The 22,904-nt window shown below is 59.7% G+C and carries 16 protein-coding genes; 2 read left to right on the top strand and 14 right to left on the bottom strand.

The genetic code is table 11. From position 1 onward, the window contains the following. Positions 1 to 150: 150 nt before the first annotated feature. Positions 151 to 1,287 (top strand): polysaccharide biosynthesis/export family protein, encoded by a 1,137-nt coding sequence (locus AT6N2_RS23740; protein WP_209091773.1) that lies wholly within the window; start codon positions 151 to 153, stop codon positions 1,285 to 1,287. Positions 1,288 to 1,298: 11 nt separating this feature from the next. Here the strand turns inward: AT6N2_RS23740 and AT6N2_RS23745 are convergent, their stop codons facing one another. The 14 genes from AT6N2_RS23745 to tssA form a co-directional block, all read right to left on the bottom strand. Then, the gene (locus AT6N2_RS23745; RefSeq protein ID WP_209091776.1) at positions 1,299 to 2,186 is read right to left on the bottom strand and encodes a protein kinase domain-containing protein; all 888 of its coding nucleotides are present in this window, start codon (positions 2,184 to 2,186) and stop codon (positions 1,299 to 1,301) included. After that, the gene (gene tagF / locus AT6N2_RS23750; RefSeq protein WP_209091778.1) at positions 2,176 to 3,588 is read right to left on the bottom strand and encodes a type VI secretion system-associated protein TagF; all 1,413 of its coding nucleotides are present in this window, start codon (positions 3,586 to 3,588) and stop codon (positions 2,176 to 2,178) included. The genes AT6N2_RS23745 and tagF overlap by 11 nt, the downstream gene beginning before the upstream one ends. Positions 3,589 to 3,670: 82 nt before the next feature. Beyond that, entirely contained in the window at positions 3,671 to 7,150 is a 3,480-nt protein-coding gene (gene tssM / locus AT6N2_RS23755) for a type VI secretion system membrane subunit TssM (RefSeq protein WP_209091779.1), read from the bottom strand. After that, complete coding sequence (gene tssL, locus AT6N2_RS23760; RefSeq protein ID WP_209091780.1) at positions 7,147 to 8,658, bottom strand: type VI secretion system protein TssL, long form; 1,512 nt, start codon at positions 8,656 to 8,658, stop codon at positions 7,147 to 7,149. Before tssL ends, tssM begins: the two co-directional genes overlap by 4 nt. Then, on the bottom strand, positions 8,655 to 9,995 hold the full coding sequence (tssK, locus tag AT6N2_RS23765) for a type VI secretion system baseplate subunit TssK (protein ID WP_209091981.1): 1,341 nt from the start codon (positions 9,993 to 9,995) through the stop codon (positions 8,655 to 8,657). The genes tssL and tssK overlap by 4 nt, the downstream gene beginning before the upstream one ends. Then, positions 9,985 to 11,190, bottom strand: a complete 1,206-nt coding sequence (locus tag AT6N2_RS23770; protein WP_209091781.1) for a type VI secretion system-associated FHA domain protein — start codon at positions 11,188 to 11,190, stop codon at positions 9,985 to 9,987. The genes tssK and AT6N2_RS23770 overlap by 11 nt, the downstream gene beginning before the upstream one ends. 4 nt (positions 11,191 to 11,194) lie before the next feature. Next, the gene (gene tssG, locus AT6N2_RS23775; protein WP_209091782.1) at positions 11,195 to 12,199 is read right to left on the bottom strand and encodes a type VI secretion system baseplate subunit TssG; all 1,005 of its coding nucleotides are present in this window, start codon (positions 12,197 to 12,199) and stop codon (positions 11,195 to 11,197) included. Between the two features lie 9 nt (positions 12,200 to 12,208). Next, positions 12,209 to 13,990, bottom strand: a complete 1,782-nt coding sequence (gene tssF, locus AT6N2_RS23780) for a type VI secretion system baseplate subunit TssF (protein WP_209091783.1) — start codon at positions 13,988 to 13,990, stop codon at positions 12,209 to 12,211. Further along, positions 13,983 to 14,492: a type VI secretion system baseplate subunit TssE gene (tssE, locus tag AT6N2_RS23785; protein WP_013760992.1), complete on the bottom strand. Its 510-nt coding sequence runs from the start codon at positions 14,490 to 14,492 to the stop codon at positions 13,983 to 13,985. Before tssE ends, tssF begins: the two co-directional genes overlap by 8 nt. After that, complete coding sequence (locus AT6N2_RS23790) at positions 14,485 to 15,306, bottom strand: type VI secretion system accessory protein TagJ (RefSeq protein WP_209091784.1); 822 nt, start codon at positions 15,304 to 15,306, stop codon at positions 14,485 to 14,487. Before AT6N2_RS23790 ends, tssE begins: the two co-directional genes overlap by 8 nt. Further along, positions 15,303 to 16,697 carry a type VI secretion system contractile sheath large subunit gene (gene tssC / locus AT6N2_RS23795; RefSeq protein WP_209091786.1) on the bottom strand — a complete coding sequence of 465 codons (1,395 nt, stop codon included), beginning with the start codon at positions 16,695 to 16,697 and terminating at the stop codon, positions 15,303 to 15,305. Before tssC (AT6N2_RS23795) ends, AT6N2_RS23790 begins: the two co-directional genes overlap by 4 nt. Positions 16,698 to 16,752: 55 nt before the next feature. Then, entirely contained in the window at positions 16,753 to 18,234 is a 1,482-nt protein-coding gene (tssC, locus tag AT6N2_RS23800; RefSeq protein WP_004431481.1) for a type VI secretion system contractile sheath large subunit, read from the bottom strand. Positions 18,235 to 18,330: 96 nt separating this feature from the next. Continuing rightward, positions 18,331 to 18,840, bottom strand: a complete 510-nt coding sequence (gene tssB, locus AT6N2_RS23805) for a type VI secretion system contractile sheath small subunit (protein WP_209091788.1) — start codon at positions 18,838 to 18,840, stop codon at positions 18,331 to 18,333. A gap of 65 nt (positions 18,841 to 18,905) precedes the next feature. Next, positions 18,906 to 19,961 (bottom strand): type VI secretion system protein TssA, encoded by a 1,056-nt coding sequence (tssA, locus tag AT6N2_RS23810; protein ID WP_209091790.1) that lies wholly within the window; start codon positions 19,959 to 19,961, stop codon positions 18,906 to 18,908. 220 nt (positions 19,962 to 20,181) lie between these two features. On the opposite strand from tssA, the gene tssH reads away from it, so the two are divergent. Next, positions 20,182 to 22,851: a type VI secretion system ATPase TssH gene (gene tssH, locus AT6N2_RS23815; protein WP_209091792.1), complete on the top strand. Its 2,670-nt coding sequence runs from the start codon at positions 20,182 to 20,184 to the stop codon at positions 22,849 to 22,851. Positions 22,852 to 22,904: the final 53 nt, after the last annotated feature.

A 22,904-nucleotide genomic window follows, 5' to 3' on the forward strand; every position in this document is an offset into this window, starting at 1 on the left:
TTTGCCTCGGGCAGTCCCGAAAGGGTTGCGGAATGGCCACACCTGCACTTTCGAGGACAGTTTTTCGCTAAACTGCAACCGCTAAAGTTGTTGCGATGACGTGTCGGGATGTTATCTCTGCGTCAGGTTGAATCATTAAGGGGATGAGGGATGAAAAAGTTGGGGGCGATTTTGCTGATGGCTCTTTTGAGCGCATGTGCAAAGCCATCTGACGGACCGACCGCAGGTAATATCCGGTCTGCGACGTTCCCTCGAACCAACGAGAAAATTCCCGTCATCGAGCTCGCTAATGCATCGGCAACCACGGTTTCCGCCGGAAGCACGCTGAACGCCTCCGGACCCGGCCTTACCGCGCTTCGCAACACCGGTTACAACGCCCAGAGATTGCGGCGCGGCGACGTGATCGACATTACCGTGCTGGATACTGGAGAAGATGGACTTTTCTCCCCGACACAGAGCAAGACGCTTAATCTCGGCCGCTTTACGGTGGATCAGAGCGGCTCGGTGAATATTCCCTTCGTTGGCAAACAGAGGGTTATTGATTCCACACCCGAAGGGCTGCAATCGCAGGTCGTCGCCGGCCTCAAGGGCTCGGCCGTGAACCCGCAAGCCGTCGTGACTGTCGTCGATAAGCCGACGAGCGCCGTCATGCTCAGTGGTGCGGTGAAAAATCCCGGAAAAATCGTGCTCACCGCCCGGCAGGAGCGGGTGCTCGATGCGCTCAATCAAGCTGGCGGCCCGACTGTCGCTGCAGGCGCTGCCACGGTCACTGTCGTTCGTGGCTCGCAAAGGGCCAGCGCGCCTCTTGACCGCGTCATGCGGGAAGACCGTCAGAATATCCGCCTGTCACCGGATGATCAGATCATGATCGATGGCGACGCGGCGAGCTACACCGCACTCGGCGCTTTCAAGAGTGCCGGTGAATTCCAGTTCGAGGCCGGAAAGCTGACCCTGGCGCAGGCCGTCGGCCGCGCCGGTGGCTTGCTGGATGACCGCGCAGATGCGCGCAATGTCTATGTCTTCCGCAATGAGATTATTCAGGTTCCCGCCGCAAGGGTGCCCGGCGCGAAAGGGCCGGTGGCGACGGCCACGACCATGCGGCCCGTGATCTATCACGTCAACATGCGCGACGCTTCCAGCATCGCCCTCATGCAGCTCTTCCAGATGCAGAAGGGTGATGTGCTTTATGCAAGCAACGCGCCGCTGGTGGATTCGGCCAAGCTGCTGACTGTGTTCCAGAAGAGTGTGCCGACGGCCGCGGCGCCGCTTCCCGGCGGCGGCAACTGACCAATGAAGCGCTACAGAAGCTGTAGCGCTTCCATTGCCGTTTGTGGACGAAAGGCAGGATCGTCACTGCAACAGGCCTGCGCAAAATCTTCGAGGCCTTGCGGTGATTCTGCCTTAGCCGTGGCGATTAGCCGCCGGGCGAGCCGTCCCACGGCGTATATGTCCTGATCCGGCTTTGCCGGTGCGCCTTGCATCTGTTCCGGCGGCGCAAATTCAGCCGAGGCCGCAAAACGAAGGCCCTGTTCCGCGTGTTTCCCGCCAATTTGAAGGGCGATGCCGAAGTCGCTCAGTCTTGCCGTTTCGAACTTGCCGTCCGACAGCAGAATATTGGCTGGAGTTACGTCGCAGTGCACATATCCAGATGCATGTACTGCACTCAGCGCTTGCAGCACGCGACGAAGGATCACGATCGCCTGCGAGGCGGCAATCGGTTGCGCAGATATGATCGATGCCAGTGAGTGCGCAAACCACGGCTGCAACAGGCCAGGCCGACCATCCGGCAACCGCAAAAGCGCGGACGTCTCCGCAAGGCAGGGATGGCGCAGCGCGAGCCCAATCTCGGCTTCGTCCCGTAAGCGTTGCAGCAGAACGGTGTCGTCCCTGCGGGTGGGCGGCACGGTTTTCAGCGCGTGCAGCGAGCCGAGATCGCGGTGACGCAATTGCAGCAAAAGTGTCGTCTCACTCTGGTAAGCGGTGAAATTCACTGCAAAGCTGTCCGCAATCCAATCCGGGTTTTCGCCAGAAATATCTGGCAATTTTCGATCCAGCGCATTTCGGATCTGGTTGATCAGGTCCTGCTGCTCCTGGTAGCTTCTTTCCCGCGTGCCCTCATGGCGGATGCTTCGCCAAAGGTCGGAAAAGCGGGCAGCTACCTCCGGATAAGCAAGTTCATTGTTCACGCCGGTTTCCAATCACAATTGCGCTTATATTCTCGCGGGCGTTTTCGATCAGCGCTTCCTGGACCAGGGCATTGGCGCAATCCTTGATCGGGGTGTTGAAGACGATCTCGGCAATTGCGCGTTCCCGGAGGATCTGCACCAGCGGGTAACTGCACAGCAGGACCCTGTCCTGCAAGCCCCACTCTTCGAACACGATGTCCGGTCGGAACTGCTGGGACAGCCCGACACATTGCGAGAGTTGCTTTTTCATGCCGACAACGACGTGATCGCGCGAAAGCTGGTGCATTGTGCCGTTTTTCAGGAGATAGGCGCGCGCATCACCAGACCACAAGACGCTCAGTCTGCGCGAGATGATCGAGGCTATGACGACGCTGGCCATCGGCCTGACATCGGGACCGGTCGTCTGGCGGGAAAGGAGCAGGCTGTTGATGGTGCCGAGTTTTCCCCTGATCTGTTGCGCCATCATCTCCGGTGTTTCGGCATCTGGCGTTTCCGCAAGAATACTCGTGGCGAGACGGGCGGCCTCTGCGGCGCTGTGTGAATCACCTTGTCCATCCGCTATGGCGAAGAGGGAAGGTGTCTGGGAAACGAATAGAGCGTCTGCATTCAGCGATAGCCGCGTGCCCGCGTGTGTGGCATAGCTGTAGGTCACAGATGACGGCTGTTCCGCTGCCGGCGGAGGCGCTGGCACCACGGGCGGCATTTGCTGCTTTGTTTTCGCTTGCGCCGGCGCTGGCGCTGGCGCTGGCGCTGAATGGTCCTCATCGCCCTTTCCCGGCATGTCGCTAAAGAGACGCAGGAAATCGGAGGCTTTGGGTTTGCCGTCAAATTTGAGGCCGCGGGCACGACGGCTGACGGGATCGATGTACCACCAGAGGCTCGTCGGTATACGCCCGCGCACCATTTCCGGCACATCCTCCTCTTCCCGCGGCTTTGGCAGACGTAGTTTTTTGATCGATGTAATAAACCGGGAGATGTCGAAATCGCCGGTCATCGATGTCTCGGCCAGCGCCTCTGCGGCCATGAACCATGTGTCGTCGAGATAGAGGCTTCGTGGATGTTCGCGGAAGCCATTGAGTTGGGCGATGATGGCAAGTGGATATTTGCGTCCCACCCGGTCCGCACTCGGAACCAATACACCGACATAGGCGCAGTTTCCCCATATGCCGTGCTCAACGATGAAGCGTATGGGTGGCGACGAAGCAAATATTGTGGGCCATCGGCCCGTAAACAGATCCGCACAGGCGTGCATGCCGGATCGCATCCAGCCGTCAAAGGTACCGATCAATTCCCGCTCGAGCCCATCGGAGATGAAATCGCCATGGCTTGGGACCTTACCGAAGAAACCGATGCGATCGCTTTCCGTCGCTGTTTGCGTGGACCTTGATGCCTGATCGGCCATCAGTTGCGATGACCCGCTGTCGTTCTCGAGCCTGCCTTCATTCTAATCCCCTCCTTTGAAACATCAGCATTGCGTTCCGTCACTAGAACTGCGCGGGGCAGGCGAAGCTGGCAATTGCATCCAGCCTGAACGGATTGAGAACCGAGCCGAACTGAATATCGAATTCGGCAGCCTGTCCGCCATTCTCAAACCGCACCCGCAGCAGGTCACCCGACTGGTTCTCGATATCGGCACCGTCAAACAGCCGGAAGGGCGACCAGTCGCCATTTTCGGTTTTGGCCTGCTGCCAGCCGCCGGGCTGGAAGGCGATGCGCGACAGGCTTGCCGTGTTTTCGCGCGAGGGCCAGGTGATCGATTTCGCCTGGATCGGACCATGATAATAAACGACCCGCTCGCCCTCGATCTCCAGCATCACCGCGCTGGAGGCATTGGTGAGGGAGACGGGTTTGACATTGATCGAAACCGCCGGCGTCTCGCTACCATTCGGGAAGAAGGCGCGCGAAATCTTGTCGGCATTTTCGAACTGGGCGACGGCGCTGCTGGGAAGGCCGGCCGCGCCGAAGGTACCTTTCCAGCTCCATGGGGTCGTCGTCTTGTCAACAAACGGTTCCATGCGCTGTTTGAAGAAACTCTGGAAAACCCCCGCCGGCCCGAAGAGACGCGTGAAATCTGCAATGGCGACATCGCGGGTGGAGGTCCGGTCGAAGGGATAACGACCGGTGACGATCGAAGAGCACAGGGAGGCTGAATCGGATGTCCAGAGTTCGGCGATGCGGCTGCGAGCGGACTTGACCGCGAGCGAGCCGACATCCGCCGCCACGCCTGCCACCCAGACGTCGAGCGGTGCCGGCAATTCCCGGGCCTGTTGCAGCAGGTCCTGATTGGCCTTGGTGAGCTGGCTGTCCACGTCGAACACCTTGGCGACTTCATCGGAGGTTGTTGCCGAGCGGGCAAGCTGTTCGTTCAGCAGCTTGAAATGCGCTAGCAACTGTTCCGACGGCGAACCACCGGTCTTGTCGCCATTGCCCTGCTCGCCCGTTGTGGCTGCGCCTTTTGTCGCCAGCATGTCGCGCAGTCTCGCATAGGGATCGGACGCATTCACCGACGCCGCCAGAACGGCTGTGGTTGCGTCGTCATCCGCAGCGGAGGCGAGGGTGGCGGGGTTTGCTCCGGGGTGCAGATCGGTCGCCTCCGCGATCGATCTGGCGGCCTCCATCACAATATTGCGCTCATTGGCAAGCGCGCGGGTGGTTTCCACTGCGTCGCCGAGGGTCTGGGACGGTTTGACCCGAAGGTCGGCCAGCGTATCGGCCCATTTCTTCTCAAAACGGTCGAAATAGATTTGTAGCGCGGCCTGCGCCACCTGCTCCACAGTCGCGCCCTTGATGGCATCATCGGAACCGCGCACCCAGCCTTCGGAAAGTGCGATGCGGGCGGCATGAGCGACTTGCGGAATGACGACACGGTGATATCCATCCGCAGTGAAGAGGCCCTCTATGCCCTCCGCCATAGGCGCTTTGCTGCGACGCTCGAAAGCACGCTCCCCAAGAGGACCGAAAGCCGTTGCGGGTGTCCATTCCATCAATTCGCGCACCTGCGGAAGACCGGCGAGAATATCGTAGGCGCGTGTGCCAATCGCTTGATCGCGGATTGTTTCGCGGGCGGTAGCGATGAGCCGCGCATCGAGCTCGATCGGGGCAAGCACGCCGTCGGCCAGCGCCTTTGCGTGCTGGTCCAGCGCTTCTCGCACCGCAGCCCTTCCATCACCAGGGTAAAGCGATGCGAACATCTGATGTGTCTGCACGGTTAGGAAATCGCGGTCCAGTGCACCCATCCCGCCCAGCATTCCATAGAGTTTCAGCGAATTGAACGTTTGGGTGACATCCTTTTCGTCCTTAAGCTGTTTTTGCAGCTGCACGATCATCCGCGGCAGCAGCAGGGCGTTGAGCGCGCGCTGATAAGCGTCACGCTGGCGCCCGGCAATCTTGTCTTCCTGATCGAGACCGAAGCTGACATTCCAAATGCGGTCGTGGGCAAAGCCGGAATTGGCATCGCGCAGATTGTCGAGCGCGGGAAGGATGCGCAGGAAATCGGCATCTGCGACGTCTCGTACGGGAATTCCCTGAACGAGTTGCTCATAAGCGCCAAGTTTGCGATCCGCTTCGGCGAGCGCCTGTGTATTGGCGAAATAGGTGAAAATCCAGCCAGTAAAGACAATGGCAACCGCCGCGGCGGACGCGCCATAGGCAATGCGCCGCACCAGCAATTGCCGCCCGGAGAGGCGTTTGTCGCGCATCACCAGTGCGGCTTCCGGGAAGATGACCTCCTTAAACAGCCGCGAGAGAAAGTAGCTCCGGCGGGTTCTGGGGGCTGCGGGAGATCTTTCCGTTTCCGGCTGCGTTCCCGAGGCGAAATAAACGCCACGCAGAAGCGGGGGCTCAATAAGAGGCGAACTTGCGCAAAGCTCGGCAAGCGCTTCATGCAGGCGGTCTTTCAGCCGCGCCAGCTCGGCCGGAAAGCGGAAGATACGTCCGCGTATCTCCGCATTCTGTTCCTGCTGCAGGCGTTCGATCAGCATGGCATCTACCCGCTGCTGCAGCAGCTCGAATTCTTCCGTCAGGCGCTGCGGCAGGTTCTCGGCGGAGTAGCTCTCATCCAGCTTAAAGGTTGTGCCCCAAACCTGCTGACGATCGGTCTTGTTGAAACCGTCGAAAAACTCCACGAAACCATGCAGCAGGTCGGCCTTCGTCAGAACGATATAGACCGGGACCCGAGCGCGCAGATATTCGTCGAGTTCCGAAAGCCGCTGACGGATGGAGCGCAGTTCCTGCCGCTGTTCTTCGGGATCACGGTTGAGCAGATCGGGGATGGAGAGGGTAACCAATGCGCCGTTGATCGGCTGCGAACGGCGATATCGCCTCAGGAGGCTGAGAAAACCTTCCCAGCCGGCCTTCGACGATCCGTCGAGATCGTCCTGCGTGGTATAGCGGCCGGCGGTATCTATCAGGATCGCCTCGTCGGCGAACCACCAGTTGCAGTTGCGCGTCCCGCCAATGCCCTTCACCGCATTTTCGCCGAGCGCATCGCCAAGCGGAAATTGCAGGCCGGAATTGGTGAGTGCCGTCGTCTTGCCGGAACCAGGGGCGCCGAAGATCACATACCAGGGCAGGTCGTAAATATAACCGAAGCGTTTTTTCGTGACGCGTCGCAAGAGAGCGAGCGCTTCCTTCAGGCGTGTCTGGATTTCGCCGATTTCCGCCTGCCGATTGGCCAGCGCCTCGCGCTCGATACTGTCGACGAGTTCCTTGTCCTGCTTGCGTCCGCGGTAGATCGTGACGACGATGTAGACCAGCCAGATGGCGATGATGATGCCGATGGCGATGAGCCGGGCCTGCACCGTGCCAAGCGGTTTGAAATCGCCGAGCGCAATCAGATAGCCGTAGAACCAGATGACGACGCAGAGCGCGATCACCCATAAAAGTGACAGAAAACGTCGTCCGACGAGGGCCGCATAGCTCTCGACATAGGAGCGGATCGTATAAAAATAGCTCAATGGATTCATGGCTGGGTTTCTCCCGGCTGCTGTCCCGGACTGTTCTGTATGGGCGGCGAGAGAATGCCGGCATCGCTCAGTTTTTCATCGGGATTGGTCAGGACCATGATTTCTGTTCTGCGGTTTATCTGGCGGCCTTCTTCCGTCTTATTGTCGGCGATGGGGTCGCTGTCGGCCCGGCCTTCGGTCAGAATCGCGTCAGGGCCGGTGAATTGGGAAAGAATGTCTCCGACCGCCTTGGCGCGCGCCTCGGAGAGGTGCCAGTTCGATGGAAACTCCACCGTCTTGATCGGCACGGTGTCGGTATAACCGATGACGACCGCACGGAATTTTTCAGCCGCAAGCGCGCCGCCGATACGCTGGATGAGATCGCGGAACTGCGGGCTGACATCGGCGCTGCCTGTCGTGAACAGGCCCGAATTGTTGATGCGAACCCGCAGCCGCCCGTTCACATCCGCAAGGGTCACGAGCTTCCTGTCGACTTCGGGCTGCAGGAAGGCCATCAGCTTTTGAAGCCGGGAGGGTTGTCTCGGCTCCACGATTTTGGGTGGATCAACGACGCGGGGAGTTTCCACTTTAGTTGGCGGCGGCGGTGGTGCAGGAGGGCTTGCGATCAACACGCTCGGTGTTTCGTTCGGCGGCAGATGAGCAAGTCTTTCGAAAGTGACATCGGATGCGCTGTTGAGCGACAGCGTGAAGAAGAGATAACCAAGCGCGAAGGCGAGCGCCATCAGCGACAGCAGGGTCCAGAGCGCAGCCATCGCGCGCAATGGCGTATGCCGGGCATCGACACCTTTCCAATGGGGAGAAAGCTCCCGTTCGAAGACGCCATATTGGCCGATCAGCGTTTTGTAGAGGCTGTCGCGGATGCGTGAAAGCTCGAGCGCTCCTTTCGGTGAAACGCGGGTTCGTCCTTCGAAAGCCAGCGACAGGCACAGATAGATCAGCAGCAGCAAATCCTTGTTGGCGCCGGGCGACTGGTGGAAATGGTCGAGAATGTCGAAAACCCGGTCGCCGCCAGTGACATCATTGTGGAACGTGGAAACGAGGCCGGAGCGCGCCCAGCCTGCCCGAACGCCCCAGGGCTTGCTGAGAACGACGTCATCGACCGTAGCACAGACGACATAATGCGCAGCCCTTGCCCGCTCGGGGCTGATGCGGGCGGAGGCGAGGTCGCGTTCATAGCGGGTGATTGCATCAACGCAGGCGCGGCGAAGCTGGTCGGGGTCCGGCTCGGCATCGCTGAAGCGCAGCAGATGTGCGAGGTTGAGAAGGGGAGCTGCCGATTGCACAAGTGTCGGAACCTCCTCGCCGCCGAAGTGGAAACCGGTCAGCAGCTGTTCGACCGGCATGTCAGTCGCCTTTGCCCTGCTGGGGCTTGGCGGCCCGTCGGTCTCGACGATGTCCTCGAGGATTGCCGCCATGTTGCGGGCGTTCTGGTTGCGCCGGCGACTTTCCTCGGTGATCTCGACCACCGTCGGCAAATCCTGCCAGGAAGAGGGGTTTTCCGTGCTCATTCGCGTAGTGCCCACATTTCCATTTCAAGCCCAGGGAATTCGCCCGCCAGATGCAGGGCAATTGCCCCTGAAGTATCGAGCTGTTTCCAGAGCGGCGACTGCGTGTCGATCTCGAAATAAACGGTGCCGGATCGATAGGGTAGTTGCCGCGGCAGAACCGGCAGGGACCGCACGGGAATACCCGGCAGTGCCACATTGACCAGTTCGGAAATCCGTTCCACCGGACCAACCTTGATCTGTGCCGGCAGGCGGCGACGAATATCCTCAGCAGCCATATCCGCCCGCACGGCAAGCACGAAGCCGGCGTCGCGCAGAAGTGTGCGGTCGTGGATAGTGCCGACACGGACGCCATGACGGCGCTCCACCAGTTCGATTGCTACGGCCGCCTGTTCCAGAACCGCAGACAGCGAGGTGCGCAGATCATCAAACACAGCGCCGAAGGTGGCTTTCAGATCGTCGTGTCGATAGGGCGGGAAATCTGTTGCCCGCTTCCTGTCCGTGGTGAAGGTGGCGAGCTCGCCGGCAAGCTGGATGCAGTCTTCGTAAAAGCGGATGGGATGAAAACGCGTAGCGTTGGCACTGCGATGCGCGAGTAGCGGATCGGCCCGGTTGAGGATCTGCAGCAGGAAATAATCGCCCACTTCCGCCGTTCCCCGGATTGTCGGGTCACCGATGCGTTCGGCGATCGCCTGGGCGCGGTGGCGCACAATCCCCAGAAGCTCCGTCAGCAATTCGTTGAGACGGGGCGCAGCCGCGCAGCTGAGGCTTGGCGGGATAAAATCAGGATCGAGAATGACCGCACGGTCGGAGCGGACTTCGATTACCCGCGCGAGCCCGATGAGGTCATAACCGGAAAGATCGTCACCGGTCTTGAGGAACTTCAGGCTCAGGCGGCCGACATCAATCGGGGCCACGAAATCCGTCTCTATATTGGTATCGGAGACTTCATAGGTGGATGCCGTGAAACGCACATTGTTGGTGTCATTATGGCCGCTGGCGGACATGTCGGCCTTGCCCGGCTGCCGGGCCGGCAGGGCGAGATAGATGATGGCGTTCTTGACGCTTTCATCGAGATCGAGCGGCGGCGGCAGGTCGGAATCTTCAGGCGCCTCGAAGGGCGTACCATCGGGAAGAATGCCGCGCAGGTTCGACAGAGCGAATTGCCCTATCGACAAGGCGCTGCGATCGACCCCGATCTCGACGATCCCCCATGGATAGGGCGAAAGGTTGCGTGTGGTGTTGCGCACCAGGCGTTCGGTCCAACGGTCGGATTGCTGAAAATGCTGGACGCGAAGAAACATGCCCTCGCTCCAGGCTACACGGTTCTCATGTCTCATCGTGGTCATTTACCCCCTTGGCATCGGCTGTGGCCGCGTCAGTCTCCCGTCCCGGCGCGGCTTCACCACGCGCTGCGCGCTGCAGGAACTGCCTGACCGGCAATGGACGGCCGTTTTCTTCGAATTGCTTTTTGTAGGTGGACCAATAGTCTGTTTTGACGATCAGCCCCTGCCAGTCCCGGCGGCCAATCTTTGCCCGGAAATCGTTGCCGGCATCGACAGATGCCTCGATAAGCCTCGGCTCGAGCCTTTGCGTGCAACCATGGATCAGGGTTTCAAGAGCGTAGGCGAGTTGCCGCTGCTGGCGGATGAGCCTTTCCATCCGCTCGCTCAGGGAGGCTGACGTACCTTGGCCAGCGTGCTCGCTCTCGAGGTCGAGAACGGCTAGACAATCGGCGCTTTCCTGCTCCAGCGTGGTCAGAAGGTCGCCGATCTCCTGCGCGGTCGAAACGACTGCAGCCGGTGCGTTCTCCACTCGTAAGTCTTTTTCCGTCTCCGGGAAAACACTGTCGAAATCTTCGCCACCGGCGGCCGAAACCGGACGAGAGATCATGACGGGCGTGTTGAGCGCGTCGGTATGTTCGTGCTCGCTGCTCGCAACCGGCTCCTCATCCCAGTTATCAGGCAGAATGGCGCTTATTCCATGCGCCGCGGGCGGTTCGCTCCAGCCGATCTGGACATTTCGCGAAATGGATTTCGCCTTCCGTTTGGCGCCCTCGCGCCATGTTTCGGACCAATCGTCGACGGAGGCAGTGTTGCCCATCATGCCGCCGGCCGAACGGCCGTTCGGGGCGATGTCCGCAAGGATCGACGAAATGGTCAGCGGCTCGTCGCTCATTCGCAGGGATGCGTCGGGATCGGAAAAATCCAGTTCGGCATCGCCGCTAATGGAGACCTGAAAAACCTGCCCGCCAATGTTGATTTGCGAACCGTCGCGGAGACGTGCGCTTTCGCCTTCGAGCAGCAGGCGGCCATCGACCAGCGTGCCATTAGCGCTCTGGTCCATTATCGTGAAGCCCTCGCCATCGCGGTTGAGCGTGCAGTGCAGCTTGGAAACGCGCCGTTCATTGTCGTCGATCTGCCAGTCGCACTCCCGAGATCGGCCAATGACGCGGCGGCCGCGCTCGAAGGTCCACTGACTGGCTCTTGCTGCTCCGATATTGCGTGTGTCCTTGAGTGCAAGCTTCATATCCATGCCCTCACGCGGAAATCGCCGAGCCTTCCCGCTCGGTCACCACAGCGTCAGCGCTGTCTTGTTGGGCGGGTGCCACGCGAGCCCAGCTGTTCCAGCCGAGACGGGCGGGAGCATCGGACTGGCCGAGGCGGCAAAACGGAATGTCCTCCTTTTTCAGGATCACCTGCGCATCGAAGTGCAATGCGCTTCCGACGAACAGGCGTGTCAGAGAAAATATTTCCGCAAGCCGTTTCGAACCGGGCGTGAGGGCCAGGTAATCCGCATAGGCGACAGGACCGATCACGACCCGGAAGCCACCGCTCATATCTTCGACAGCGCTTCCCGCTGTCGTGTTCTGTCCGAGCCTCAGTCCTGATGCCTGCCCGAGCTGGCTTTGTTCGTGAAGCGGTAAAGCCACCCACCGCCGGCGAAACTGTTCGATATGGACCGGAAGTCCCGTGAATTCGCAAAGCATTGATGTGAGGGCCGAAACATTGCGGTTGCGGCCGGCCAGAAGGCCGCTGAAACGCAGGAGCGCGTCTTCGCTCACGCCTGCTTTCTCGACCAGACCGGCAGTGCGGAACCCGATGAGGGCGAGCAGTGTTTTGCGGAAACCGTTATCCCGCTGATCGGCCGACCAGCGCAAACCTCTTGCAAGACGGTATTTTTCCGTCGCGGATACGAACAGTTCGCTGAACCTTGCCGAAAACAGGTTGAAGAAGCTGGCCAGCGCGCCCGAACGATTGCGTTCTTCCCGTTGCAGCAGTTCGCCATAGGCCGGCGGTAGCGAACCAAGCGGCCCGACGATGGGCGCGAAAGCTGATTTCAGTTCGGCTTGACCGCGCTTGCGGCTGAAACCGCTGACTGCAAGTGGTGTCGGCTGTATTCCGCCATGAGCACCGATGACGATCCCGTCATCCGGCGAAACGAACTGGGCGACGCGAAACGCGGTTGCAGGGTCAAAACGGCCGGGATCGTCGCTGAGAAGCGCCGCCTGTCTGTCTTTTATGGTTGGCGTCTGCTGTTTCATACCCGTCTCCTAGAGCAACGGCCGGTCGGCGGCGCGGGCTGGCCAGCGGGCAATCGGTTTAGAGTGGCCGCGCATCGTCGCCGTCAGCCGCGTGAAACTGTTGATCGACGTGTAGAGCCCGAAGAAATGGTTGAGGACGCCGGCGAAAACAAATGCGGCAGGTCGCGCGATCAGTGCCGGGTCAAACTCCACCGTGATATCCGTTCCCGGGACCATTGCCGAGCCAATCCGGGCATGAGAATTCTGCGCCTCGACATTGCTGATCGCCTCCACGATCTGTCGGGTTTCCGGGCTGTCCCTGAAGGAATAAAGCGAGAGAATGTCCTTCAGCGGCGCGCCGCCGTTGTCGGTGAGCGAAAGATGGTTGAGGAGAAGATGTGAGATCAGCCGCCACTCGCGTGCCGAACGCTCGTTGACGCGGATCGCCTCCGTCGGCGGCATCAGTGCATGGACGGATTTCACCGCCTCGTTGCCGGTAGAAAGCTGCAGGAATGGGTGCCCGCCGCCAAAGGGAAGCTGGCTTGGCAGTTCGCGGTTGAGGCAAAGTGTATCGATGCTTGCCACCATGTCGAGCGGCCCAAGCGGGCCGCGCGTCTGATCCACGAAGGCGATGTCCGTATCGGAAGAGCCGTCATCATCGAACCGGCGCTGTATCTGCCAGTAAACGTTTGCGCCATTATTGCGCTGTGTGCGACCAAAAAACGGAGACGTCTTCTCGGTCTGTCCGGAACGGCTGGTCAGTTGAACGTTTTCAACGGCATAGATCTCGCGCGTCCGCTGCCGCCGTGCATCCGGCAGCAACCTGTATTCCGTCCGCGTACCATCAAGACTAAGCGGCTCGCAGCTTTGTTTGAACAGGTTGATCACCGGTGAGGCGTTCAACGCAAAATCTCTGACCGACACCATGCGCTCAAGCCGCGCGTCCGCCGCATCCAGATAGATGTAAAGCTCGCAGTCGCCGCCGCCCCATTTCTGCAGCCCGTCAATGTCGAGAAATAGAAATTTCTGCGGTAGCGCGAAGAATTCGGTGAGAAGCCGGTATCCATCAAAACTGTTGGCTGGATATGGCAGCATGGCTTTATCGCGAGAGTACCCGGACGGCGTAAGATTTCCGGCGGGTAGGAAAACGGCTTCCTTGTCCTCGGCGTGACGCGCAAGCGCCATGCCGACGCAATGGTTGGTCAAAAGCTCGTAAAGCGCTGTCGCCTGCTGCCATGCGGCGGACAGGAAAATCTGGAGTTTCGTCAGTCCCATTTCCGGGAAAGTACCGCCGCGCGGGGCCGTGCTGCGTAGCGAAAGCCTCAAACAGCTGGCCGTGCCAGCAAAGGACGCCGAAAAAGGGGCGTCGATCGGCTGACCGGTGAGCGTCGCAGCTGCGATTTCCAGTGGAGCGATCTCGACGTCCTGCGTGGTACGGAAACGGCAGCTTTCGCCGCCAACCGGTTCGGCGAGAATTTCGCTGTGACGGGGAAGCGTCTGCACGGTTGCCAGCGCCGGGCTCGGAGCGAATTGCACGACGCTCATCGAAGGGATCGGGGCAAGATAATGCGGATAGAGCGTTTCCAGCAGACTGTCTGACAGTTCGGGGAATTCGTCGTCCAGCTTCTGGCGCACCCGGGCGGCGGAATAGGCGAAACTCTGGATCAGACGCTCGACATGCGGATCGTCGGCAACGTCGCCCGTCATCCGCAGCCTGCCGGCGATCTTCGGAAACGCCGCCGCGAAACGGGATGCGCGCTTTCGCAGCGCAAAAAGCTCGTCATTGTACTTTTCGAGGAAGCCTTCAGCCATTCGTCGCCTCCACCAGGAATTGCTGCGTGGAAGGATCGATCCGGGATTCAAAGCTGATCGGCGGCATGCCTTCCTGAAGGCGGAAGCTTGCCTGTATGCGCATGCGAAGCGCCCGGTCACCATCCGTGCGGTTTTTCAGGATCGTCACATGGACGTCGGCAAGGCGTGTTTCGAACAGGGAAATCCGCCGCTCGATGCTGCGAGCGAGACGCGCCTTGGAGGCATCCGTCACCAAGTTGGCCGAAAGAATGCCATCAACGCCATAGCTCACGAGCGCATCGGACAGTTCCTTGAGTGCTGCCGGCGGGCCGGCCGGATTGCGGCGGGTATTGAGCAATGCCTCGAGGTCGCGGCGGATCACCTCGCGCATCTCGCGGGCCTGATCCTTCAGGCTGACGAGCATATCCGTTTCCGCATCCGGTGCGTCATCGAGCAGCCGGTCCAGAACCGAGCGCGACAGCGTCCTTTGCCGTGCGCGATATTGCTCCAGCGGATCAACCACGGGCGATCTGCCTTTCTTCGTCGGACAGGGCGGAAAGCGCGCCGATTTGGTGGAACGGCACAACATCGTCGCCAATCAGCAGGCAGCGTTGGCCGAGACCCGTTATCAGTGGTTCACCCTCACTCCAGTGCGTTTCTCGACCGAGGAGAAGACCGACATCGTCGCCCGCACCGTGATAGATCGCCGGAAGCAGCACGGATGCGATTGCCCCGTCGCGCAACGTCAGTTCGGCGCCGCGAAAGGCGAGGTCGCGCGGGCGGCTCATGGGGTCGATGCTGAGGCTCTCGATGCGTCCGTAATCGATCCAGAGATAACGGCCGCCATTGGTCAGGACTTCCAGCGCATGCGGAACCCGGTCGTCCAGATCGCGGATGTCGCCGGCGCTCTTGCCGTCGTGGCCAATTGGTACATTGCCGCGTTTTTCGTCGAGTTCATTCAACGCGCCTTTCGCGCCCTCGACATCGCCGCTACGCGCGGCAATGTTCGCCCGGATGGCCAATTGGTCAAGTTCGGAGGGGCCGCCGGGGAAATCCGGTACGGCGCCGCTTTCAAACCACGCATTGCGTGCGGCCATGGCGCGCAGCTGGTGGCGAAAGAGGGAAAAACCGACGCTGTCCTGCGGTGAAAATGTTGCGGCCAGATTGCATTGCGCATCGGCCTTTTCATAGTCGCCGGCGAGGACCAGCAGGTCGATGTAGAAATGGCGGCCATCCTTGTCGGTCGGCCTGGTTTTCACATGGTCCCGCGCGAGCGCGATTGCGTCTTGCAGCTGGTTGTCGTCCAGGAGGCGGGAAATATCGTCGCGCAGCGTCATGCGGATATCCTTTGCGGCTCGGCTGAAGGCCGGGATGCGGCGGTGGCCGGCATTATGGTTTCGGCAATGAGGTGGAAGCTCGTGGAGACGTCATCGAGCTGGAAATGCGGCTGAAGGCGCACGGTGCATGAGAATGTTCCGGGCTTGCCGGGAACCTCGAAGACATTGATCCCCGCAGAGCGCAGCGGATAGCGCGTGCGCAATGCCGCTTCCGCATCGTCATTGCCGAGCGTGTAGGAGGAAAGCCAGCTTTCCAGCTTGCGCTCTATCGTTGTGGCGTCGCTCAACTGGCCGATGTCATCGCGCATGATGACCTTGAGGTAATGCGAGAACCGGGAGGCACACAGTACATATTGCAGCATGGCAGCAAGGCGGGCGTTCTGCCTGGCCGCTTCGGTGGAGTAATGGCCGGGTGCGTGCAGGGACTGGTTGGCGTTGAAGATCGCCATGCCAGAAAGATAGGTGGTGGAGACGGGTACGATGCCCAGATCGGAAAATTGCTGTTCCTGTCCCGTCGTCAGTTGCACTTCCACGGGCGGCTGGGCGGACAGGCCGTTGCTCTCAATGCCGAGATCAAGCGGTGGCAATTGCCGGGCAGAGAGCATGCCGCCATCCATGGCGTCCTGTGTCACACCGCGCAGATCTGCAAACCAGCCGGAATCGACGAAATTGCGTACCACAACCGTTGCGAAGGCGAAGGCGGCATTGCCCCACAGCAGAGTCTCGCCGCTTTCCGCCACATGCTCGCGGAATGGAAATCCATCATCCCGCCCGCGCGCATAGGGCTTATAGGGAGAGCGTAACAAAACGCGCGGTGCGACAAGGCCTACGAAGCGTGAATCGTCGCGTGCGCGAAGCGCATTCCATCGCAGCCGCGATTTCTCCTGTTTCAGCCAGGAGAAATCATGGACCCGGCTGAGCTCCGAAAAGTCCTGCAGCCCAACGGTGGAGGGCGAAGCTGCCGCCACGAAAGGGCAGAAGGCGGCCGCAGCCACCATGCCGATCTGTGACAGCGTTGTGATGGAATCGGCACCATCAAGATCATCAGGGGAAAAGGCGTAGTCACCGATCAGAAGGCCGACCGGTTCGCCGCCCGGCATGCCGAATTCGCGGTTATAGACGACCTCGAAAAGATGGCTCTGGTCGAAGTCGGTGGCGCGTTCCGTGTTGCGGGCAAGGTCGCGCCAGCTGGCGTTCAGCAGTTTCACCTTCACATCGGTGCTGCGGCCCGCTTCGCGCACGACCATGGCAAGCCCGCGCCATCTCGCCTCCATCGCCTGAAAATCGGGATGGTGGAGAATGGCGTTCACCTGGCCGGTCAGCGCATCGTCTATGAGGGCGATGAGCTGGTCGGCGAAAATGCGGGCGTCCGGGAAGGACTGATGCGCCATGAGTGGGCTCCGGATGATGAACGGGGCCGGGGTGGCAGACCACCCCGGACCAGGCTCAGTTCTTCGACGGAATACGGGCGACCATGCGCAGCGAGGTCGTCAGTTCTTCCATCTGCAACCAGGGCCGCATCCATGCGACTGCATTGTAGGCGCCGGGTTTGCCGGGCACTTCCTGCACGGTCACCTTGGCATCGCGCAGCGGATATTTGGCGCGGCTTTCCTCACCCGCCTCGTCATTGGCGTTGACGTAGTTGGCGATCCAGCGATTGAGCCACACTTCGCAATCGGACGCTTCCATGAAGGAGCCGATCTTGTCGCGCCCCATAACCTTGAGATAATGCGCGAAACGCGACGTGGCCATGATGTAGGGCAGACGTGCCGAAACGGCGGCGTTGGCCGTGGCTTCCGGCTTGTCATAGAGCTTCGGCTTGTGCGCGGTCTGGGCGCCGAAGAACACCGCATAGTCCGTGTTCTTGTAGTGGCAGAGCGGCAGGAAGCCGAGTTTGCCGAGTTCGGCGTCGCGGCGGTCGGTAATGCCGACTTCGGTCGGGCATTTCAGATCCAGGTCGCCGTCATCGCTGGAGAAGACGTGCATGGGTAGGTTTTCCACCTTGCCGCCGTTTTCAGCCCCTCGGATAGCCGTGCACCAGCCGCTTTTTGCGAAGGCATCGGTCAGCTTGGTGCCCATCACATATGCGGCGTTCATCCAGCAATATTCGTCATGTTCAAGGTCACCATTTACCGCACCCTTGGTTTCGTCGTAGGCGAAATCATCGATCGGATTGGTTTTCGGGCCATAGGGCATACGCGCCAGCACACGCGGAAGAGCGAGCGTGACGAAACGGGAATCGTCGCTTTCGCGGAAGCTGCGCCACTTGGCATATTCGACCGTGTCGAAAATCTTCTCCAGATCGCGCGGACGGGCGAGATCGCGATAGTCCTCGAAACCGAACATGTGCGGGCTGGCAGCCGAGATGAATGGCGCGAAGGCTGCCGCCGCGATCGATGAGACGCCTTGCAGCAGCTGGACGTCATCGAAGGAATTGTCGAATTCATAATCGCCGATGATGGCGCCGAGCGGTTCGCCGCCCGGGGTGCCGAATTCGTCTTCATAGATCGCCTTGAAAAGGCGGGATTGATCGAATTCGACGGCTTTTTCGAGATCGCGCGCCAGTTCACGCTTGCCGGCATTCATGACGCGGATTTTGAGGTTGACGCTCGTTTCGGAGTTCTTGACGAGATAGTTCAATCCGCGCCAGGTGCCCTCAAGCTTGGCAAATTCGGGCGCCTGCATGATGGCGGCGAGCTGTTCGGAAATCGTCCGGTCCAGCTCCGCGATTGCGTGGTTAAGGGTGACGGTTAGGTTGCGGTCATATTTTACCGTCCCCTTCAGTGCCTGATCGGTCAGCGTGCGCAGGAGGTTCTGCGCGCGGTCCGGTTCGGTTTGACGGGTAGCGGCAACCACCTTGGACAGCAGTCCCTGATCTTCGGCGGTCGTTGCCTGTGCTTCATTTTTCAGCAGGCTCTCAGCGCTCATGTTTCAGTCCTTCCACATGCGGCTTTGAAAATGCCGCTTGAACAGTTGGAAGCCCCAAGCGGGGCCGTTCGAGGAGGTATTCCTCCGCACAGGCTATTATTCTTTCGCGCCGTTCTTTTCCTTGAGTTCGGAAACCAGCGTTGCGAGGTCGGTCTTGTTCTGCAAAATATCTTCCAGCAGCCGCTCAAGATCTTCCGAACGGTCGGCCTTGGAAAGAAGGTCGCGCAGTTCGTTGCGGGCATCCAGAAGCGCCTTGAGCGCCGGAACCTGCTGCACGACAGCGCCGGGTTCGAAATCATCCATACTTTCGAACTTCAGGTTGACCTGCATGTCCGTGCCATCTTTCTGCAGCGTATTGGCAACGGAGATATTGAGACCGGGCGTCATGCGCCGCATGACTTCGTCGAAGTTGTCGCGGTCGATCTGAACGAATTTACGCTCCCCGAACGGCTTGAGCGGCTGGGTGGGATTGCCGGAGAAATCACCGAGCACACCGACCACGAAAGGCAGTTCCTTGACCACCATCGCGCCTTCGGTTTCGACTTCGTATTTGATATGAACGCGTGGTTTGCGAACACGCTCCAGCTTTTCATGTACACTTGCCATTTCAACCTCCTTGGTGCCCCTTGGCACAGACGACTGTTACGGAGCGGCGTCGCGCTCCGTGCTTTCTATTTTCCGTTGCTCTCTCCGCTTGGCTTGATGCCGGCGGCGGTTAAGACTGCGTTGCGGACCTGGGCTTCCGGCAAAAGCTCGGCCAGCAGTTCCGAAAAATCCATGCGTCCCCTGCGCACCAGTGTCTCTATGGCAAGGGAGATCGGTGAATGCGGCTCGGTACGGCGGAAGTAACGCGCAACCGAGAGAAGAGTTTCAAATGCTTCGTCGCGCGATAATATGCCTTCCGGTGCGGTAACGGCGGGACGCACGGCGGCCGCCCCGTTCTCGTCGGAACCGCCGATGGCCACGGTTTCCTGTTCGACGGGCGCCGGATCCTGGTCACGCCCGCCGAGCGAGCGAATTGCAGACGCTGCTTCGACCAGCGTGTTGCGGATATGGGAACTCGGGGGTGCCGATTGCCCGCAGCGCTCGGCAAGGATGGCCATGATGGCATCAAACGAGGAGAGGCACGCAGTCACCTCTGCCAACTGGGACGACATGGCGGCAACGCCAGTTTCAGACGCAAGCCGATATAGCTCTTCGCGACGTTTGCTCTCATTTGGGCGCTGCGCGAGTTGAAAGTCCCAGAGGCTGTGTTCGCCAAATTTCCCGCCCGGGATCAATGAGGCGAGGCGCAAAGGCTGAACAAGCGTTCCCTCGCTGCCGACACCGTTCAATCCCGCTAAAGGTGCAAATTTTTCTTCGTCATTCTCGTCGCTGATCGACCGCAGCGAGTCCCAGTGGTTGTAAAATAGCTCTTTGCCGAGATCGTAGATTTCGCGCAGACCATGGAAGCCGCGCAGGCGCAGCGATGCTTCCGCAAGCCACGCCAATATTTCAACATCCTTGCTTTCGGAATATATAATCTGCAATCCAAGATTGCTGACATTATCCCAGCTACTGGATATTTTCAGGTTATCCTGCGGAGCAGCGGCGCGCTCTTCTGTGCGAGCCTGGTTTCTTTCATCCTTAATTCTATAGTATATTTCACGCGTTCTTGCATTGACCCGGATATTTTCTCCGCAGTCATTCAAAAATTCTAAATCTGTTTTAACGTTCAGCGCGTTCAACGTCAGTCTATCTCCGAGAAATAGTAATGGATTTTTTGTAGTTACTTCCCTTACGTAAGGCTATTCATACGACAGACTTATTCTAAATGTGTCTAAATTGTGGCGTCTAGTGGCTAATCTCACCTGATAAAAAATCAACTTCGGGGTGGACAAGTTGGTTTCATCATCATATTTACTCCACGTCACGTTGTGGAATGAACCCGGGCAGGAGGCTCATTGCATGTCGCATATCGATCTCAACCGCCTCGTTGGAGCGCTTGAGCCAAACCTGCGTGTTACCCTTGAAGCTGCGGCTTCTGTTGCGGTGCGCATGGGGCACAGATACGTGGATATCCCGCACTGGCTGCTTGCGGTTGTGGATTCTGGCATCTATGCGAAACCGTTCGAGGAATTGAAAATTCCACTTCCGGTATTGCAGGCTGAAATCAGCCGCAGTCTGGAGGAGGCCGTCATCGGCGACGGAGAGGCTTTGTCGCTCTCCCAGAACATCCTCACGGCAGCCCGGGAGGCTTGGATTCTCGCATCGCTGGAGGCTGGCCGCGACCGTGTCACGCTTGGCGATCTGCTGTTGGCGATGGATGAGGAAACCTCACTTCGCTCTTTCGTCCGCTCGGCATTTCCTTCTCTCAAGGCGATGGATCGCACCGCGCTTGAGCGTCTTCGCAGCTCGACCGAAAATGGCGCAGGCGTGGATGTTCCGTCCGCGCTGGCGGGCTCAGGGCAGGCAGGGGCAGGACAGTCTGCAGGCCAGAATGATTTCTTGCGCCTTTACACCCAGGACATGACCGCCGATGCCCGCAATGGCAAGGTTGACCCTGTTATTGGTCGCGATGATGAGTTGCGCCAGCTCGTTGATATTCTGACGCGCCGCCGACAGAACAATCCCATTCTGGTGGGTGAGGCCGGCGTTGGTAAAACGGCGGTTGCAGAGGCGCTGGCGCTGGAAATCGCGTCTGGCAACGTTCCGGAAAAGTTGCGTAATGTCCGCCTGCTGAACCTCGATATTTCGCTGCTTCAGGCCGGTGCCGGCGTGAAGGGTGAGTTTGAGCGCCGCCTTCATGGCGTGATCGATGCGGTCAAACGTTCGGCCGAACCCGTCATCCTGTTCATCGATGAAGCCCACGGCCTCGTTGGTGCGGGTGGTGCAGCCGGGCAGGGCGATGCGGCCAATATTCTCAAGCCTGCTCTGGCGCGCGGTGAAGTGCGCACCGTCGCGGCGACGACCTGGAGCGAATACAAGAAATATTTCGAAAAGGATGCGGCGCTGACCCGTCGTTTCCAGCCTGTGCACGTGCGCGAGCCGGACGAGACGACAGCCATACGCATGTTGCGCGGTGTCGCTGACAGCTTCGTCAGCCATCACAACGTTGTCGTTCGTGACGAGGCGATCGTGGCCGCGGTGCAATTATCCGCACGCTACATGCCCGCGCGGCAGTTACCGGACAAGGCGGTCAGCCTTCTCGATACGGCCGCGGCTGCCGTTTCACTGGCACGGCAGACCCAGCCGGAGCGGCTGCGCGCCATGGAAAGCGAGCGGCGCCTTCTCACCGATGAGTTGAACTGGCTTTTGCGTGAGCCGCAGAATGACGAGATTGACACCCGTGTTCAGTCGATACGCGGCGAAGTCGAAAAGCTTGAGAGCGGGATCGATGATCTGCGTGAGCGTTACGACGCGGAGATGGCTGAGCTAAGCGAAGGGCAGCCGGTTGAAGGCGATGTTTCCAATGTCTCGCCCCTGCGGCCTGTGGTCGACATGAAGCCGGCAAATGCCGACAGACTTGTCCCGACAGTTGTTGATCGTGAGGCGATCGCCGCCGTCGTTTCGCGATGGACGGGAATTCCACTCGGCAAACTTCTGGCGGACCAGATTGAAAGTGCCCGGACACTCGATGCGCGCATGCGGGAGCGGGTGGTGGGGCAGGATGCTGCAATTGCCCGGATTGCTGATGCCATGCGCACTGCTCGGGCCGGATTATCCGATCCGCGCCGCCCGCCGGCCGTTTTTTTCCTTGTCGGCATGTCCGGCACGGGGAAGACCGAAACCGCGCTGTCGCTCGCCGACATGCTCTACGGCGGCAACAGCCATCTGACGACGATCAACATGTCGGAGTTCAAGGAAGAGCATAAGGTTTCGCTGCTTCTCGGTTCGCCGCCCGGTTATGTCGGTTTCGGCGAAGGCGGCGTGTTGACGGAAGCGGTGCGCCGCCGGCCGTTCGGCGTTCTGCTCTTGGATGAGATCGACAAGGCTCACCCCGGCGTCCAGGACATTTTCTATCAGGTGTTTGACAAGGGCGTGCTGCGCGATGGCGAAGGCCGCGACGTGGATTTCAAAAACACCACTATCTTCATGACGGCCAATACAGGCTCGGAGTTGCTGTCGGCGCTGTCGGCCGATCCCGACACGATGCCGCAAGGCGAAGCGCTGGAAACGCTTCTGATGCCGGAGCTTACCAAACAGTTCAAGCCCGCGTTCCTCGGGCGCACGATCATTCTGCCCTTCATGCCGCTTGGGACTGAGGCGCTTGCAAGGATCGTGGATATTCAGATTGGCAAGATCAGGGCACGTGTGCTCGCAACATATGGCACCGGCCTGACCCTGTCCAATACGGCGCGAGATGCCCTGGTGGCGCGCGCCGGTGCAAGTGAGATTGGCGCACGCGCCATTGAAATCATGATCGGCAAGGATCTCCTGCCGCCTCTTTCCAGCTTTTTCCTCGAAAAGGTCATCGCGGGAGAGCGTGTCGGGAAGATTGTTGTCGATTTTGGTGAAAACGGGTTCGGCATTCGTGCCGAAGAGGCTGGGGAAGCAGATGAATTCGCCGTAACCGAAGAGGTTGGGGTGGATAAAGTTGCCGCGTCGGATGGGGCTACCCGACGCATGCGGCATTAAACGAAGGGTAACTCGGCCTCGGAGCAAGAGGTCATTTTAGCTACAGGAGCTTA

The sequence above is a fragment of the Agrobacterium tumefaciens genome, from assembly GCF_017726655.1.
Taxonomy (GTDB): Bacteria; Pseudomonadota; Alphaproteobacteria; order Rhizobiales; family Rhizobiaceae; genus Agrobacterium; species Agrobacterium tumefaciens_B.

Bases quoted from the DNA above. Each gene is read 5' to 3' on its own strand.
- AT6N2_RS23740 (WP_209091773.1), top strand. From the start codon at position 151: ATGAAAAAGTTGGGGGCGATTTTGCTGATGGCTCTTTTGAGCGCATGT.
- tagF (WP_209091778.1), bottom strand. From the start codon at position 3,588: ATGGCCGATCAGGCATCAAGGTCCACGCAAACAGCGACGGAAAGCGAT.
- tssM (WP_209091779.1), bottom strand. From the start codon at position 7,150: ATGAATCCATTGAGCTATTTTTATACGATCCGCTCCTATGTCGAGAGC.
- tssL (WP_209091780.1), bottom strand. From the start codon at position 8,658: ATGAGCACGGAAAACCCCTCTTCCTGGCAGGATTTGCCGACGGTGGTC.
- tssK (WP_209091981.1), bottom strand. From the start codon at position 9,995: ATGAGACATGAGAACCGTGTAGCCTGGAGCGAGGGCATGTTTCTTCGC.
- AT6N2_RS23770 (WP_209091781.1), bottom strand. From the start codon at position 11,190: ATGGATATGAAGCTTGCACTCAAGGACACACGCAATATCGGAGCAGCA.
- tssG (WP_209091782.1), bottom strand. From the start codon at position 12,199: ATGAAACAGCAGACGCCAACCATAAAAGACAGACAGGCGGCGCTTCTC.
- tssF (WP_209091783.1), bottom strand. From the start codon at position 13,990: ATGGCTGAAGGCTTCCTCGAAAAGTACAATGACGAGCTTTTTGCGCTG.
- AT6N2_RS23790 (WP_209091784.1), bottom strand. From the start codon at position 15,306: ATGACGCTGCGCGACGATATTTCCCGCCTCCTGGACGACAACCAGCTG.
- tssC (WP_209091786.1), bottom strand. From the start codon at position 16,697: ATGGCGCATCAGTCCTTCCCGGACGCCCGCATTTTCGCCGACCAGCTC.
- tssC (WP_004431481.1), bottom strand. From the start codon at position 18,234: ATGAGCGCTGAGAGCCTGCTGAAAAATGAAGCACAGGCAACGACCGCC.
- tssB (WP_209091788.1), bottom strand. From the start codon at position 18,840: ATGGCAAGTGTACATGAAAAGCTGGAGCGTGTTCGCAAACCACGCGTT.
- tssH (WP_209091792.1), top strand. From the start codon at position 20,182: ATGTCGCATATCGATCTCAACCGCCTCGTTGGAGCGCTTGAGCCAAAC.